At 37.6% G+C, this 15,449-nt stretch carries 17 protein-coding genes; all 17 read right to left on the reverse strand.

The annotated features are described in order from the left end of the window. Positions 1 to 2: 2 nt before the first annotated feature. Positions 3 to 959, reverse strand: coding sequence for an ABC transporter (locus PSF67_RS02340; RefSeq protein WP_272676462.1), 957 nt, complete (start codon positions 957 to 959; stop codon positions 3 to 5). Beyond that, positions 956 to 1,642 carry a DsbA family protein gene (locus tag PSF67_RS02345; RefSeq protein ID WP_229597488.1) on the reverse strand — a complete coding sequence of 229 codons (687 nt, stop codon included), beginning with the start codon at positions 1,640 to 1,642 and terminating at the stop codon, positions 956 to 958. Before PSF67_RS02345 ends, PSF67_RS02340 begins: the two co-directional genes overlap by 4 nt. Positions 1,643 to 1,721: 79 nt before the next feature. Continuing rightward, positions 1,722 to 1,919 carry a DUF4762 family protein gene (locus PSF67_RS02350; protein ID WP_102138136.1) on the reverse strand — a complete coding sequence of 66 codons (198 nt, stop codon included), beginning with the start codon at positions 1,917 to 1,919 and terminating at the stop codon, positions 1,722 to 1,724. Positions 1,920 to 2,029: 110 nt separating this feature from the next. After that, on the reverse strand, positions 2,030 to 2,668 hold the full coding sequence (locus PSF67_RS02355) for a Wzy polymerase domain-containing protein (protein WP_272676463.1): 639 nt from the start codon (positions 2,666 to 2,668) through the stop codon (positions 2,030 to 2,032). A 17-nt stretch (positions 2,669 to 2,685) separates the two neighbouring features. Further along, the gene (locus PSF67_RS02360; RefSeq protein WP_272676464.1) at positions 2,686 to 3,705 is read right to left on the reverse strand and encodes an O-antigen ligase family protein; all 1,020 of its coding nucleotides are present in this window, start codon (positions 3,703 to 3,705) and stop codon (positions 2,686 to 2,688) included. An 11-nt stretch (positions 3,706 to 3,716) separates the two neighbouring features. Then, positions 3,717 to 4,280, reverse strand: coding sequence for a fimbrial protein (locus PSF67_RS02365; RefSeq protein ID WP_229597489.1), 564 nt, complete (start codon positions 4,278 to 4,280; stop codon positions 3,717 to 3,719). An 8-nt stretch (positions 4,281 to 4,288) separates the two neighbouring features. Then, positions 4,289 to 5,410, reverse strand: coding sequence for a fimbrial protein (locus PSF67_RS02370; protein ID WP_102138139.1), 1,122 nt, complete (start codon positions 5,408 to 5,410; stop codon positions 4,289 to 4,291). A gap of 2 nt (positions 5,411 to 5,412) precedes the next feature. Continuing rightward, positions 5,413 to 6,027 carry a fimbrial protein gene (locus PSF67_RS02375; protein WP_102138140.1) on the reverse strand — a complete coding sequence of 205 codons (615 nt, stop codon included), beginning with the start codon at positions 6,025 to 6,027 and terminating at the stop codon, positions 5,413 to 5,415. 10 nt (positions 6,028 to 6,037) lie between these two features. Then, positions 6,038 to 6,748, reverse strand: a complete 711-nt coding sequence (locus PSF67_RS02380; protein ID WP_229597622.1) for a fimbrial biogenesis chaperone — start codon at positions 6,746 to 6,748, stop codon at positions 6,038 to 6,040. 83 nt (positions 6,749 to 6,831) lie between these two features. Further along, positions 6,832 to 9,309, reverse strand: coding sequence for a fimbria/pilus outer membrane usher protein (locus PSF67_RS02385; RefSeq protein ID WP_102138142.1), 2,478 nt, complete (start codon positions 9,307 to 9,309; stop codon positions 6,832 to 6,834). A gap of 70 nt (positions 9,310 to 9,379) precedes the next feature. Further along, the gene (locus PSF67_RS02390) at positions 9,380 to 9,919 is read right to left on the reverse strand and encodes a fimbrial protein (protein WP_166264108.1); all 540 of its coding nucleotides are present in this window, start codon (positions 9,917 to 9,919) and stop codon (positions 9,380 to 9,382) included. A gap of 83 nt (positions 9,920 to 10,002) precedes the next feature. Beyond that, entirely contained in the window at positions 10,003 to 10,545 is a 543-nt protein-coding gene (locus PSF67_RS02395; RefSeq protein WP_102138144.1) for a fimbrial protein, read from the reverse strand. Between the two features lie 199 nt (positions 10,546 to 10,744). Next, positions 10,745 to 11,065, reverse strand: a complete 321-nt coding sequence (locus tag PSF67_RS02400) for a helix-turn-helix domain-containing protein (protein ID WP_102138145.1) — start codon at positions 11,063 to 11,065, stop codon at positions 10,745 to 10,747. Positions 11,066 to 11,939: 874 nt separating this feature from the next. Beyond that, complete coding sequence (locus tag PSF67_RS02405) at positions 11,940 to 12,548, reverse strand: sulfite oxidase heme-binding subunit YedZ (RefSeq protein WP_102138146.1); 609 nt, start codon at positions 12,546 to 12,548, stop codon at positions 11,940 to 11,942. Continuing rightward, positions 12,548 to 13,558, reverse strand: coding sequence for a protein-methionine-sulfoxide reductase catalytic subunit MsrP (gene msrP, locus PSF67_RS02410; RefSeq protein ID WP_195697835.1), 1,011 nt, complete (start codon positions 13,556 to 13,558; stop codon positions 12,548 to 12,550). Before msrP ends, PSF67_RS02405 begins: the two co-directional genes overlap by 1 nt. Positions 13,559 to 13,643: 85 nt before the next feature. Beyond that, complete coding sequence (locus PSF67_RS02415; protein WP_272676465.1) at positions 13,644 to 15,008, reverse strand: heavy metal sensor histidine kinase; 1,365 nt, start codon at positions 15,006 to 15,008, stop codon at positions 13,644 to 13,646. Then, positions 15,005 to 15,449 (reverse strand): winged helix-turn-helix domain-containing protein (locus PSF67_RS02420; RefSeq protein WP_272676466.1); only part of this gene is annotated, 445 nt, incomplete at its 5' end. The genes PSF67_RS02415 and PSF67_RS02420, both read right to left, overlap by 4 nt.

Genomic DNA, 15,449 nt, shown 5'->3' on the forward strand with positions numbered 1-15,449 from the left:
ATTTAATGGCTAATAAAATAAAGTGAATGGCTATGCCATAAAAGCCAATCATTGGGATAATGACGAACTGCATTTTCAATAATGGCTGGCATTTGAGTTGCAACATCTTTTGCTGCAACAGGCGGATAAACTTTGATTTGTAAACCGTTTTGGTAGTACAGATGATAAAAAACTACCTGTGCCGAAATCGCACTGGATAAACGCACGACACCATTGTGTAACTTTGCTGCACGGTTAAATAAATGGCACGATAATTTGCTCGACGCCCCTTCCTCAGTTTGAACCGTGTAATCAGGGGTAATATCAGGGAAAACAATCATATTCTTTTGCCCTGTCGCCGTTTCTGTCATCGTGGTCATTAATTGGCTAGCTAATACTTTATTTCCCTGATGAATAGAGCAATAAGATAAATTCACCTGACCTAGCTCACGTGCCGAAGCGTTATACTTTTGCTGCTCTGCGCTCGACGAAACCACCACCGTCGCATTGCCAGGAGTCACCCCCGCCCCAACCATTGTGGCTAAAACATCAGAAACCATATGCAACGGAGCAAGTACAACGGGTTTATTTTGTTGGTGCAAAGGCGCAACAACGCTATCAAGTTCAAGGGTACAAACTCGAACTTGCGCCATGATTTCTTGGTTTTGTCCCCATGTGGCTGCCTCTTCCAAAATGAAGCGTCGAATAGCTATCCAGCTCATATCAATATGCCCTTTCGTTTCCATTAAACTACGAAAGTTTTCCGTGGCGACTTTATTACGATTACGATATTGACGGCCTAATAAACCAGCGCGACATAATAAATTAGAAACAAATAATACCGATGTGATATAGCCCCGACGCAATAACAACCGTAAAAAGGCAAGCCCACTATGATTAAGTTTTTGATATCCTTTTTTAAACGGCATCAAACAGTTTTTCGCTGTAAATACCGTCCAAACAATGAAAAACCGGATCACCGTAACTCCTCATTACTTTTATCTAATAACTCAAGCATATAGGTAGTAAAGTCTGCAAAATCGCGGTCTTGATAAACAACATAGCGTTTATTGATAATAAAGGCAGGTGTTCCAGTGATTTGATAAAATTTGCTAATTTCAAGCATATATTTAAGACGTTCTTGAACGGCTTGGCTTTCACTGGTTTTTAGGTATTGAGTAGAATCAATATTGTGCTGTTTTAACCATTGGTTTAAGACATCTTTGTTAGCTAAATCAAGCTTATCGCTGATAACGGCAGTATAAAGATCCTGACGGTATTGAGATTCCACACCCATCTCTTCCAATGTCGCAAAAATAGGCGCATAGGCAGCCAGCCCTAGATTATTATCCTTGGCTAAATGAATGACTTTAAAGTTGACATTCTCAGGGAGTGTTTTTTCGAATTGGCTGACATTGTCATGATTTACTGCACAATAATGGCAACCATAAGAAACAACTTCTATGATGCTATTATTTTCTTTTATTGGACTCAACAGAGCTTGTTCACTATTAAATTCAATAAAAGAAGAAACTTGTGCATCATCATTTGAGAAAGTATTAAAAACAAAAATATGATAGGACAAAACCGTCATGAGTGAAGAAACGATAATAACAAATAGAGTATAAAGTGTAATAGTTATTGGTTTAAAACGAGTATTCATAACAGTTAATTCCATTCAGGTACGAAAAATACATGGGGATAGCTCCCCATGTATCAACTAATAAAAATTAAATTTAATATTATGGAGCTGTTACATCACAGTTTGGTGCATCAACAGCTTTCGCTGAGTATGTTTTGTTACCGTGCTTATCAGTACAAGTTGTTACTAATTGGCAAGATTTAACTCCACCAATAGTGATGCTCTCATAAGTATCAGTACAAACTTGTTCTGTTCCACCAATTACAGCAGCAGCTTCGATAGCATTTAACTTTTTCATGTTATTTCCTTTTATATAGATTTAAATTAATAAAACACCCTATTTATTGATAATGGACATCAATAAATTCTTTAGATTTTTAATTAACACATGAAGTACCACATGAATAATTAAAAATTCAATTCTTCTAATTTTTCATTATTATCAAATAAAAAAATCGCTTTTTCTTTGACACTTTTCGCTTTCTCTCTCTCACCTAATTCATTTAAAACAAGGATCCAAGAAAAATAAACATTAACATCTAGCCAAGAACGTGAATAACTTTCAGCCCAAGATGAAAACAAATTCAAATAATAAGGGTCTTGCGTCTCATTATAGCGTAATAAATATCCCATATTGAGATCTAATTTATAACGATCATCGATTAAGTAATATTTCCATTCGCTATAATCAGGCTCATTTCTCGAAAGAAGAAACTGTTGCCCTGTTTTTTCTATATAGGTTAAATATTGCTGCGTTTGCAAAGTAAAATACAGCAACCCCATTGATAAAAAACCACCTAACGCAATAACTATTTTAGAACAATACCCTACAACTTTATTCAAATGATATTTTTTAGTTGGAATATCAGCACAACGTATTAGCAGTATCAGTACCACCCCATGAGGTATTGATAGCCACAATGGAAACTCTGTCATCATGTGTAAAACAATTGGTAATGCAATAACTAAAAAAACATAATTATTATTTTTATTTTTATTTTTTAATGAAGAATAAAGTAGATACCCACCACCAATAATAACTAACAATATCGCAGCAATGCCAACTAACCCCCTTCAACCATCCAACGTAATATCTCATTATGTGGATGTGACATGCCCCTTACTTTGGTTTCTAGTAACCCACCACCAAAGCGCTCTAAAAATACAGATTCAAAACTACCAACACCCGTACCAAATAAAACATTCTCACTGAATAAATATAAACTATGCTGCCACAATACCCATCTAATATGCGATGTCTGTAATTTACTTTCAGAAAAGTCAGAAATATTAAAAGCAACTTTTATTCCATAACCAACAATAAGACCGATAACAATCGCTATTACAGAATAAAAAATATATTTACGATGATACTTTGCAAAAAAATAAAAAACAACAACAATTAATAATAAATTTAAATATCCAGTTAATGATTGAGACAACGATAATACGGTGCTCATTAAAATGAGACTCACAATGATAATAGTAGACGCATACCATGTGATGGTTCTTATTAAAATAAACATACCTATTGCACTGGCAATGCCAACACAAATAAAACTAGAAAGAACATTAACTTGTTGGAATACGCCATATGGCCTATCCCCTGATATTGGGAAAAATTTAAAAACTTGTGCTATTGAATATAGACTCTCAATAATAGCAGCAAATAATACACTGCAAACAATTATTTTCAATACGGATTCTGAAATATTTATTTGCAATAAAACTTGATAAAAAAATAACGCACCCAATAACCAATATGCAGTCAAGTATGCATTAAGCTGGTAATCTTCAGGTGAAAAAAAACATAAACATAATAATAACACCAACCCAAGCGTAATATAATTACTCGACTTAGAGTAATATAATTTTGAATTTTTAATTTGTGTAATATTAACCACTATAATAAAAAAAGCAATAAAAAAACTACTAATTATATTAAATGGTAATGACAAACCTGTTCCGCCCATATTCGGCAAATAAATATGCAATATAATACCAAAAAATATTATAACAAAACCTAAAAGCCCCCATGGATAACTTTCTTTTTTATTATTTTTATTTTTTATTGCAAAAATCATATTTTCATTCGTTATTGATAATTTAATGTATAGTATGCTGTACTATAAAAATTCCCATAAGTAATAGTTTGGTTAACTCTCGCTTCAGGCTCAGCCTCGACATAAGCCTTAAATTGAATTTCCGTATTATTTGTTGCCAAGTTTTGCGCTAGTGATGGCGTATTCAATTCTATGGGTGTTTCATTTAAATTTAATAACCCAATACCAATACCGCTAGCTTCACTTTGGTCACTAATCGCAAGATGGTCAGGAAGATTCCCATTTTCAATTCCATTAAATGTCACTGTCACCGATTTAAATATAGTCGTATTACAATTCGCTAAATGAATTGAGAAATTTAAAGGTTTCGATTTGCCTTCTTTATAAAGTTCTTTAACCGAGATTTGTTGAAAACTAACAGAGACCTTCTCACTTCCAGGCGCTATCTGACATGGCGTAGCAACAACCATGCCTTTGAATGAATAGCTACCCATATTACTCGGGATCACACTCGCACTCACCGCCCCCGAGACTAATAAATATAAGCCAATCGACAATAAATATTTTGTACGTTTTAACTGATTATTATTTCGCATGATCGGCCTCATTGGAATTCAGCAAGAATGGTTCCGGTACTTGTAAACTCACCTTCTTCCACACTACTTCCAGGCGCTGCTATTGGCGCAGCCGTTAAGTTCCAAGTACCTTGGTTATTAATAAAGTTAGGCACTTGGTATGCTTGATTCGGTTTTACCAATGTACCCGTCACATTATCAGTCACCACAATGCCAAGATTTGTGCGTTTCACACCATTTTTTAATGTACCGAAATAAGCAGGGTTAAAATCCGCACTACCTGACGCCCCTGGTAAGAGTGACAGCTTGATATTTAAATCACCTGTCGTAAAACTCCCACCGCTACATTTGACTGGGATCTTAAAGGGCTGAGCATAATTAACTCCATTTAACCGTTCACTCGTATTTGCTACATCAAGAAAATCAATATTAATTGGGTTACCTTGATTAATCGTACACTCGTCAGCAACTGTGATAATCCCTGCACCTAAAACAACCCGAGTTGAAGGGATTGACGCATAAGCTGTACTGCCATTCGCTGGGCTGCCTTTTTTAGCAAAAACCTGTACCAGTTCAGCTTGGTTGATGGTAATACCATTTATAATCGGTTTTTTCAGTCTAAACGTGATTGTTCCGCTCGATCCCGTCCGTAACTCGACGCCATAATCACGACTATTGACACTCGGTGGAATACACTCTATTGGCTCAGATCCCCCATTCCATATATCTTTAACAGGAACAGGAACTTTCTGACCAATCGTTCCCCCAATTTGAATTTCAACTTTTACATCAAAATATTCATTAAGGTTCAGATACCCTGGGTTTTGCATTGATGTAGGAATGGTTGACATTAAATCAAATGTCATTCCTGAATCAGGATCTGAACTCCCAGACCCTCCTGTATTCATTTTTTTTTGGCAATAAATATCGAAAAAAGGCCAGTTACCTACATCAAAATTGAATACTGTTTCGGCATCCTTCTCATTGACAAGTATCTGATTATTCATCCTTGCTTCGAATGTATAAGTCCCCCCAGTAGGTATAACCGAGCCGTGAGGAAAGCCCAAAGCAGATAACGGGAAAGCCCCTATTGTCAGTAAACCAGCCACAAGAGTCATATCTTTTAGTTTTTTGTTGTTGGATACAAACATGGTTATAAATACTCCAGTTTTAGCCTAATTAACCCACTAAAAGTTCCCGCTGAAACAGACTGTGCTGTAGATTCTAATGAGGCATTAAGTGTAATGTTGTTATCACCAGGTTTGATCACCCATGAGCTTGTTGGCTGATTGACCATTAGGTTTTGATGTTCCTTACTGGAAATACGTAATCCTGCGCCTCGAATATCACCTGTAACTCGCACGAGCTCAGGGTTAAAAAAATTCGAATCTCCTGCAATACTCAATGAAACAGCACTTTCACCTGTTAGGTAGTAACGCTGCGCATTTTGAGTTGACTCTCCAGCAGCATTCACAAATGACTTAGATGCTCCCCGCTGACAATCTTTTAGTCGAATATTAAATGCAACAGGCGCGCTTCTATCGCCAATACGACGAAACGCTCTAGCATTAATCTCACCTAAATCAATATATTGCTCTTGAGTCTCCAATTCGAGGACACAAGGTGATGCATAAACGCTCCCTGTAAAATGCACAGTACTATGAACGTCTAGCAACGTTTGGCGTGATAGTTTTTCATCCGCAATATCTGCAACCGCAGAGAAACTTCCTAGCCCTAACAATACGATCCCTAAGCACCTAATGTTCATATGAATACTCCTAGCGAATCTGTTGTTCTGGTGGTAACGCTTTACACGTATTTCCGCTACAACTGTATTTCAGTTCTGGATGACCACCATAATCATTCACATACATCATGGTGAAACTATCAGCTGAGCTATTGACCTTAATATCGAGATTAGATTTAGGGGCGATCATTACGCCAGGAAAATCAGTCAGTTTTTTTCCGCCGTCTGCCACAAGTTTATTATTCAGGCTAATAATGGTTACAAAATAAGGTGTTGGGTTTTCAGCACGCCAATTATTCCCCTGTTTATAAAATGTCACTTGGTCTTGCCAAACCGCACTTTTAGATTCAGGAATAATAGCTGTCGGCCGATAAAATAATTTAATGCGCGATTGCATCGCTAGCTGTAAAACATTTGGTTTATCAGGCTTCGGTGGAACTTCACGCACATTTAAATAAAACAGACTTTCTCGGTCTTGGGGGAGCTTATCTATTTCGGCTGTTTTTGAAACACGAGCAACGCCTTTTTGCCCACCATTAATGCGTTGTAATGGAGGTAATACAACTAATGGCGATGTAATTTTTTTCCCATTGGCATCTTCAACCCATGACTGAGCAAGAAAAGGAATACTTGAGCTGGTGTTTGATAAATTAGCACTCGCAGAATTTTCATCGCCTTTAATGATCAGTCGTGTTCTATCTAGTGAAATACCTGCATATGATTGCCCTACGCCAACCATCATAACTAGCAAACCACCTACCCATTTATTTATACGAATCGCCATTTTCTCTACCTTATAAGATACTTTTTCAAACTGTCATTACATTATTGGCAAGGCAGCAAAACTGACATACCCGAATTAATTTTTTCAGGCAGTTGAATTTTACATTGCGCTTTTCCGCCCCAAGATACCGTTAATGTTTCTTTAGGATTTACTGCCATCAAATACGCCAATCCATTTTCCATTAACATGGCAATATTAATACCATCAGCGTTTGTCACATCAGCACCAAACGGAGGTACCGTATCGTTATAACGAATAGTTGCGATGAGCTTTTCACCTTCTGCTACATCAAACCGCTGATAACCGATTGCACCTTCTGTTAATGTCGATGTTGCTATCGCCTTATTGGTATCAACGTTATTTTTTAACTTATCGACATCAATACGTGTGTCGAAGCTGTAATAGCTGACAATGTCAGGCACAACAGAAATACCAGCCCAGTTAGTCCGCGTTTTTTCATGGTTAAACGGCACGCCACCAACACCGTTGGTATCGACCATAATTCTTGCTGTATCCGTTGTACCAGTACTGTTATGTAATGCAGAGCCATGTTTGGTAGCAGTAAAACCACCGCGTAATGTCCCGTTGATCGATGCCGTTTGCCTTTCTTGATAGCTGACATTGGTATTAACTTCAGCAAGTTGCGTCCGTTTTTGATAATATCCATCAAACCGCACGCGATCATCGCTGCTTCGGCCGGCTCTAACTCGCCATAAGTTATTCATGTCCCTGTTATCACTGTAAGAGAGCATGTGGCTGGTCTTACTGCCGCTGTTTTGCAAGTCGTATCCTGCCCAACGGCTATCACCAACAGGTACTGAAACCGAAAGTGAAATGCTATCGTCACGTCGGCCTCGATAGTCAGAACGGTAAGCCGCAATATTGGTTGAGACACCATCGATACCCATTAGACGAAATGTTCGACCCACAGATAAGCCATACCTATCTTGGGATGTTTGGTCCCAAAAAGTCTGATGGGTATAAGTTAGGAATACCGTCGTTCTCCAATCAGGATCATCAGCCCAAAAAGTTTTATTCCCTGTCACGGTATACATCTCTTTTTGACGGCCAATACCCAGATATCTGTTCTCACGCTCATCTAAATATTGCGACAGCGTTCTAAACTTATCCTGCGAGAAGCGGTAACCCGCAAAAGTAATCGTACTGTTAAGTTCATCAAATGATTTTGAATAACTCAGGCGATAAGAAGAACCCGTTTGCGTGTTATCACCTGGCATTCTGCTAATGGATTGTGTGACATCTGCAGAAAGCGCACCAAATATAGATAAATCACGCCCTAACCCAGCAGATATTGCGGTGTAATCCCTACCAGCAAAAAGTAGCCCACCAATGAGTGACCAGTTATTGCTCAGTCCCCAAGAGAAATCTCCCGTGGCAAACATTGGCCCCTCAAGCTTGTGATTAAATCGAGATGGCTTACCGACCGAAGCGTTATAACGCACATAACCTGGGCGCGTTAAATAAGGGATATTTGCCGTATCAACTTGAAAAGTCGATACCTCGCCGTCATCACCTTCAACTTTGACATCCAAGGTTCCACGAACGGAGCTTTGCAAATCTTGAATACTGAATGGCCCCGCAGGTACCGTCGTTTCATAAACGACACGCCCAGCTTGAGTCACAACAATTTTTGAATTGCTTTTCGCGATACCATTAATCTGTGGCGCATATCCCCGTAGATTCGGTGGTAACATACGTTCATCACTGGCCAGGTTAAAACCGGTGAAGCGGATTGTGTCAAAAACCTGAGAATTTAAATAAATTTCCCCCAGTGTCAGCTTAGCCGCCATGTGGATCAGAGGACGATATGCATAAAACTGGTTCCAATCGAATTTTCTATCACCGCGCTCGTTATAATTAGCTTGATAATCAGCTCTAAAGCGCCACGCCCCTAAGTTAAACCCGGTTTGGCCATATGCTGACAATGAGTGCTTGTTTGTATTTGTCGTCAAAGAACGAGAAATTGACCCTGTCAGGTTATAATCAAATATAAGGCCTGAAACCCCTGAATCCCAACGCTCAGGCGGTACCCAACTAGGATCGGAATATTTCATCCATGCCTGTGGAATAGTGATATCCAGTTTGCCTTCATTATTATTAATTTTAACGCCTGAAATAGGTAAAATATTTGAACATTCAGGGGATATGGCTTGGATTTTTTTTAACGCATCTTCTTTGAGCGCTAACATTTCAATTTGCTTAGGAGTAAAACAAACTAATGATTTTTCACTATCTTGAGGATCGGTAATATAAGTGACTTTCTGCTGCGACAATGATTGTCCATTAATATAGACATCTAATAAATAAGTCCCAGGAAATACAAAGTTATCTTTAGAGAATCGAGTTAAATCAATATTGTTACGATCACCAACATCTAATACGTCAACGTTAAACTCAACAAGATCATTTGCAGACATATTTGGTGAATAGCAAAGTACTGCAATATATATTGCAAATAGTCTTTTTATATTATTTATATTTCCATTTAAAATAATCATTTTAATTACTCAGTATTCACTCGTTGGCTAGAGATTTAGTTCAATTCTCTTTTATATGTAATTATTAGTTTTAGAAATAATCCATCCTAAACCTTAGAACCCCTTCGAAATCACCTGCCTTAATATGCTTTTGATAAGCAACTAAAACAGCAGTAAAATCTAATCTATTGCGCCCTTCTAATAATGTGTAATCCGGCATTTTTCTATTAAGCTTAAGTATTTCTCCGTGAGAATCTCTAAATTGAATTCCAAATCCTTCTGAATCACCACTCACTTGTAAAATTTGGTCATCATTAACAGAGGTTCCCATCATGGTTATTTGCGCGCGCGATGCACTACCTTTGTCATTAGAAGGCAACGTACATCCAACGAGCTTTATATCAAAATCCTTACTCACCAAAATATTGATTTCTGGGGTAATCTCTCGGGCACTAATTTCACCAAAATTAACCCAAAGCTCTCGGCTTTCAGGATCAATCGTGCATGAGGCTTCTATTAATTCACCTTGCATTACAATATCACCAGGGGTGTTATTGCCGGTCATTCCCCAACTTAATAGAGGCCATAACAAACTAGAGCCTAGTGTTATTTTTGCAACCCGACTTATCATGGACAATACCATTTAGTTATTGGTAGGTTTTATTAATGCGGAGTATTAAATACTCCGCACATTGATATAAAACCAATTACAAATTATTGGTAATCAATTTTAAAATTGATAGTTGAATCAAAGCTACCTGGAGTCACTGCATTAGATGCATTATCAGATTTTAAATAAGCAACGAATGGAATTGCAGTTTTACCATTAGATAAGTTAACAGAAGAAGAAGCTTGTCCCCAAACAACATCTTTATTTCCATTGTCTCTTAAACCAATACCAGCACCACTTGCAGTACCTGAAGTGAACGCTGCTAATGTATTATCATTAGGGTTAATAGTTGATGGTGTGTAAGTTACTGTTGCTGTTTGTGCAACGGTAGTATCACACCCTTGCAGAACGATATCTTTCTTGATATTACCTGCACGCTCACCATTTTTTAAATTAGAAATAGGGATCTGATAAAAGTTAACTTTTACAGGACTTGATTCTTGACTTAAACCACAAGCAGAATTCACTAACTCACCTGAAAATTCGATAGTACCGTTAGTAGGAGTACCAGTATAAGCAGCCATTGCTGCGAATGAAGCAAAACCTGATGCAAATACGGCACCCATTACAAATTTATTCAATTTCATGATTATTTAATCCTGTGTAATTCTTACATGATGTATGTTTCAACGTAACAGTTGTTAATAACAACTTTAGATAAAAATAATCATTAACTTTAAAATTAATTAATGATTATTTTTAATAAAGTTTTCATTTTAATATATTACATTAGTTATGTTTAACAATTTCCCTTCACTAAACGAATTAAACTATTTATTAACCGAATTATCGCCACATTTTCTTAATATCTTTATCTAAAATAGAAAAATAATTATTCCCATTTTTCATGGTGTACTGTAATCTTTCATTATCATATTTATCTATTACGTGGTTAAAAAAATCTCTCCAAGACTTATTGAATATGATTAGGATTGTATCCATCATTTCAAATGTTAGCTTTGTTTTCCCCGTCTCGTATCGAGATATCTGCTGCTGGCTAATATTCAATCTTCTTGCTAACTCTCCACCAGTTAAGTTTTGCTCTTTTCTAATTCCTCTCAAATACTGTCCTATCTCTTTATTTATCTCATTAGAAAAATAAGTCATTTAATTCAACCTTTGTATTAAAAATTAATTATAGGCACCAATCTGAACCATAGATACCGTCCTAAAATTTTTAATGATTATATGGTTGATTATTTGTTTTGTATAATCGATAAGGCAAATTGATTGCTATTAAAAACAATTTATTGCCCTATTAATACGAAGTAAATGTAACAAAACAGCTCAACAGTAAAATTAATAATATAAATAACAATATGTTATGGATGCAAAATTAGATTTACTCATATTGGAAATTACATTTTGGTACATTTTAAAATATTGAAACACAGATTTTACTAATGAGATGTATTTTATGGTGAAATTTCAATCGCAAAATACAACTTAAGAATGCAGCATTACTCGAATTTTGCGTTTGTAAATTATATGAATTTTTTTTAAGACTTATCTGAGCTTTGTTATTTATAAACACCAACAAATTAATTATAAATTACCGTAAAGTTTATCACCAGAATTATAGACCATAGAAAACATCACTAACACCCAATAAATTCCAACACAATATAAAAAACCAGAATATTTATTACTCCGATAATGAGTATTAAGATATTATATTTCATATTTGTTAATTTTATACTTTAATAAAGTGTACATGAAAGATTCGTTTAAACATTTCATCCCTGTAGAAAAATAAGAATTTAGCCGAGTCACACTAAGTTTGGGTTCAATTCAAATAGTAACGATATAACCGTTACCACAAGAAGGGGATGAGCAAGACGACAAGCACTTATCATAAAACGATGTACAGATTTGCTTTACACAATATTGAGATACATACCAAATACCTAATACTGAGAAACTTCAGTACTGGCATTTGATAGTATCAGGAAAGAATACGATTAAAGCGCGTCACCCTTTATTAAGGTTTTATTCGTTGTGTTTGCTGGCTCCGCATGCGATAAGCAAACGCACTCCCCACAACGGCTAAATAGATAAATGGTTCAGGCGTTAAGGTTTTTAGTGACAAAGTATAGTGGCAAAGCGCCAATATGAGCGTAGGGTAAAGCAGCATATGAATTCTTTTCCACCATACGCCCAAATAAAGGCGTATACGGTTGAATGAACTAACTGCCATTAACAATAAACACAACCAAGCTATCGCTCCAATTGCTAAATAGAGCCGCGAAAAAATCTCTTCGAAAAATAACGCCAAATTATTTACGCCAATTTCCAGTAATAGATAGCTACTTAAATGCAGCGCAGCCCAGAAAAAACACCATACCCCCAGTAATTTTCGCATCTGAAACAATACGGTAAATCGCAATAATTTTGCAACCAGTGGGATCAATACAATAATGATGAGCAAACGCAAAGCAGCTATTCCTGTAAAATGTTGGATATCTTTAGCTGGGTCGGCTCCAAGCCGTTGGGTCTCGACTAAAAAAATTAGCCATACTAGAGGGAGCAAAGCAATAAGGTGAAAACTCCCTTTGGTTAATCCAACGATGAACTTATTGTCTTGGGGCATCAATAATATCTCCGCAAATCCATTCCTTGATACAAACTTGCCACTTGCTCGCCATATCCATTAAACAACAATGTTGGCTGTCGGGTCACTTGGCCTAAGCCTCCTGCACCAATAAAACGCTCAGTGGCTTGTGACCAACGAGGATGGTTTACACCTGGATTCACATTGGCAAAAAAGCCATATTCGCTCGGCGCTGATAGGTTCCATGTCGTGTCAGGCATTTGCTCAGTAAGGCGAATTTTGACGATAGATTTAATCCCTTTAAAGCCATATTTCCATGGTACGACCAACCGGATCGGTGCTCCGTTTTGGTTGGGTAATGTCTTTCCATAAACGCCAGTCGCCAGCAAAGTCAGTGGATTCATGGCTTCGTCTAAGCGTAGCCCTTCAACATAGGGGTACGATAAACCACCACCAATATAACGACTTTTTTGTCCTGGCATTTGTTCTGGTGCGTAGCGTGTTTCAAAAGCCACATATTTGGCTTTGCTAGTGGGTTCGACTAAAGCCAATAGTTTCGCTAAAGGGAAACCAACCCATGGAATAACCATCGACCAAGCCTCAACACAGCGCATGCGATAGATGCGCTCCTCTAAGGGAAACTTAGTGTTTATATCATCTAAATTAAGCGTAAGAGGACGATTCACTTCGCCGTCTATTGTCACCGTCCACTCATCCGTGACTAAAGTATGAGCATTCTCAGCAGGATCGGATTTACCGAGCCCAAACTCATAAAAATTATTATAACCAATCACTTTATCTTCTGGTGTGAGGGTTAAAGATGGCTGAAACTCTTCAGGTTGAATAAATGTCAGAGATTTTCTTGGCGTCATCGGAGTTGTTGGCGTATCGTCGTTAAACCAAGAAAACAGCCCGGCATTAGCTGTCGCCGCAACGGTTAAACCTGCAGCTCCAATGCCTAAAGCCTTAAGTAACTGACGGCGTTTCATAAAAAAGAGGGTTTCATCCGTGATTTGAGATGTGGGAATTTTAGGTAACTTTTTCATCATGCGCTCCATAGCAAAAAGGATATGAAATTAGTTATACCGAAAGCGCAGTAAAAGTGGCTGACAGTAAGATGACAAATTTGTCATCTTACTTAATTGTAGGAAATTTCAGGGTAATGGTACTGGTTCCTGCATGGTGCTCAAAACTCACTGACCCGCCATGTAATTCGACTATCGCTTTCACAATCGCTAACCCAAGTCCTGTTCCCTCTGTAGTTCGAGCATTATCACCACGCCAAAAACGCGTGAAAATTTCATCACTATTTTGTAGAGGTTCTCCTTGGTTAGTCATTTTAATTTCTCTCTGTTGCGGCAGCGCTATAATTTGGGTAACGACACAGGTGCCCGGGTGAGAATATTTAATCGCATTGGAGACAATATTCACTAAAACTCGGCTGAGTAATACAGGGTCAGCATCAAGAGTCAGGGATGAGGGCTCGCTATGCAGCTCAATCTGTTTTTCTTCTGCATAGGCAGAAAAGAGCTCATAGACATCGTTAACTAACGTATATAAAGAAAGGTTTTCTCGATTTAAGGTAATATTTTTATTTTCAGCACGGGCAATAAACAAAGTACTTTGTATCATTTGTGACAGTTTATCGAGCTCCTCAATATTACTGACTATCATCCCTTCATATTCGCTAACACTGCGCGAACGCTGAAGTGTTATTTCATTTTGTACCCGGATCGCATTAATTGGGGTTCTCAGCTCATGCGCCAAGTCATCGGCAAATTGAGTAAGTTTGACAAAATTATGCTTTAACCGCTGGCGCATCGTATTCATTGATTCGCCCAACTCTTTCAACTCCTGTGGTAACTGGTCAATATCAATTGGATCATTTAATGCGTGAACGTCTGTTTTGACCGTTATCTGGCTCAATGCTTGAATGTCGGATAATCCTTTTTTCAACAGCCATAAGCTGAGTAGCCCCATCAGCAAAATTGAGAAAATAGAAATCACTACGCTTTGGATGAGATATTGAGTCAACACGCCACTACGGTCGACAGAAACTTTACCAAGAACGACATGGAGCGGCCCTATTGGGGAATTCATCGAGAAATAAACCGCAGAAATAGGGATACCTTGAGCAGTTTGCCAATGGTTAATGGCATTGATATTTAGCTGCTCAAGGTTGACTAACTGAAGAGGTTGGGAGCCCAATAACTCTTGTTTGGTAGTAACCAGTATTTTCCCTGCTGCATCAGAAATTTGGATCAAGTCTTGACGCATGTCCATCATGCTTTGGAAATACATGGGAAGTGTTTTGATATCAATACCACCAGCGATGAGCTTAGCAAGTTGCTCCGCACGGTTAACCAGTAAATTATTATCTTGTTCAGATAGTTCATTTTTGAGTGAATGATACAAAACCCATGTCACCACCCCAGCATTAGTAACCATAAGAACGATAAACAGAGAAATAAGTTTGAAGCGAAGTGACTTCTTTTTCATTCTATAGGCCTATTTAAACGGTATCCCATCCCTCGAATGGTTTCGATGAGTTTAACGTCAAACTCATCATCGATTTTTTTTCTCAACCGACGGATAGCCACATCAATAATATTCGTGTCACTTTCAAAATCAATGCCCCAAACTTCGCTAGCAATTAAAGTTCTAGGTAAAATTTCATCGCAATGTAGAACGAAGAATAGCAATAAAGAAAACTCTTGCCGCGTTAAGGTGATTTTCTTTCCCGCACGCTCAACATCATGGCGAGTTAAGTCGATTTTTAAATCCGCAATAGTCATGGTGGTTGAGGCTGGTTGGTTAACTTTTAATTGGTTTTTAACCCTAGCTAATAATTCAGAAAACGAAAACGGCTTAACCAGATAGTCATTGGCACCAAGCTCTAAACCTTTAATTCTGTCATCAACGGCATCCCGCGCAGTGTTC

The sequence above is a fragment of the Providencia sp. PROV076 genome (genome assembly GCF_028483405.1).
Taxonomy (GTDB): Bacteria; Pseudomonadota; Gammaproteobacteria; order Enterobacterales; family Enterobacteriaceae; genus Providencia; species Providencia huaxiensis.

What these genes read in the sequence shown, in the direction of transcription:
- PSF67_RS02400 (WP_102138145.1), bottom strand. Translation starts at nt 11,065, where the DNA reads ATGACTTATTTTTCTAATGAGATAAATAAAGAGATAGGACAGTATTTG.
- PSF67_RS02415 (WP_272676465.1), bottom strand. Translation starts at nt 15,008, where the DNA reads ATGAAAAAGAAGTCACTTCGCTTCAAACTTATTTCTCTGTTTATCGTT.
- PSF67_RS02395 (WP_102138144.1), bottom strand. Translation starts at nt 10,545, where the DNA reads ATGAAATTGAATAAATTTGTAATGGGTGCCGTATTTGCATCAGGTTTT.
- msrP (WP_195697835.1), bottom strand. Translation starts at nt 13,558, where the DNA reads ATGATGAAAAAGTTACCTAAAATTCCCACATCTCAAATCACGGATGAA.
- PSF67_RS02380 (WP_229597622.1), bottom strand. Translation starts at nt 6,748, where the DNA reads ATGATGGTTGGCGTAGGGCAATCATATGCAGGTATTTCACTAGATAGA.
- PSF67_RS02360 (WP_272676464.1), bottom strand. Translation starts at nt 3,705, where the DNA reads ATGATTTTTGCAATAAAAAATAAAAATAATAAAAAAGAAAGTTATCCA.
- PSF67_RS02350 (WP_102138136.1), bottom strand. Translation starts at nt 1,919, where the DNA reads ATGAAAAAGTTAAATGCTATCGAAGCTGCTGCTGTAATTGGTGGAACA.
- PSF67_RS02370 (WP_102138139.1), bottom strand. Translation starts at nt 5,410, where the DNA reads ATGTTTGTATCCAACAACAAAAAACTAAAAGATATGACTCTTGTGGCT.
- PSF67_RS02375 (WP_102138140.1), bottom strand. Translation starts at nt 6,027, where the DNA reads ATGAACATTAGGTGCTTAGGGATCGTATTGTTAGGGCTAGGAAGTTTC.
- PSF67_RS02405 (WP_102138146.1), bottom strand. Translation starts at nt 12,548, where the DNA reads ATGCCCCAAGACAATAAGTTCATCGTTGGATTAACCAAAGGGAGTTTT.
- PSF67_RS02385 (WP_102138142.1), bottom strand. Translation starts at nt 9,309, where the DNA reads ATGATTATTTTAAATGGAAATATAAATAATATAAAAAGACTATTTGCA.
- PSF67_RS02390 (WP_166264108.1), bottom strand. Translation starts at nt 9,919, where the DNA reads ATGATAAGTCGGGTTGCAAAAATAACACTAGGCTCTAGTTTGTTATGG.
- PSF67_RS02365 (WP_229597489.1), bottom strand. Translation starts at nt 4,280, where the DNA reads ATGCGAAATAATAATCAGTTAAAACGTACAAAATATTTATTGTCGATT.
- PSF67_RS02345 (WP_229597488.1), bottom strand. Translation starts at nt 1,642, where the DNA reads ATGAATACTCGTTTTAAACCAATAACTATTACACTTTATACTCTATTT.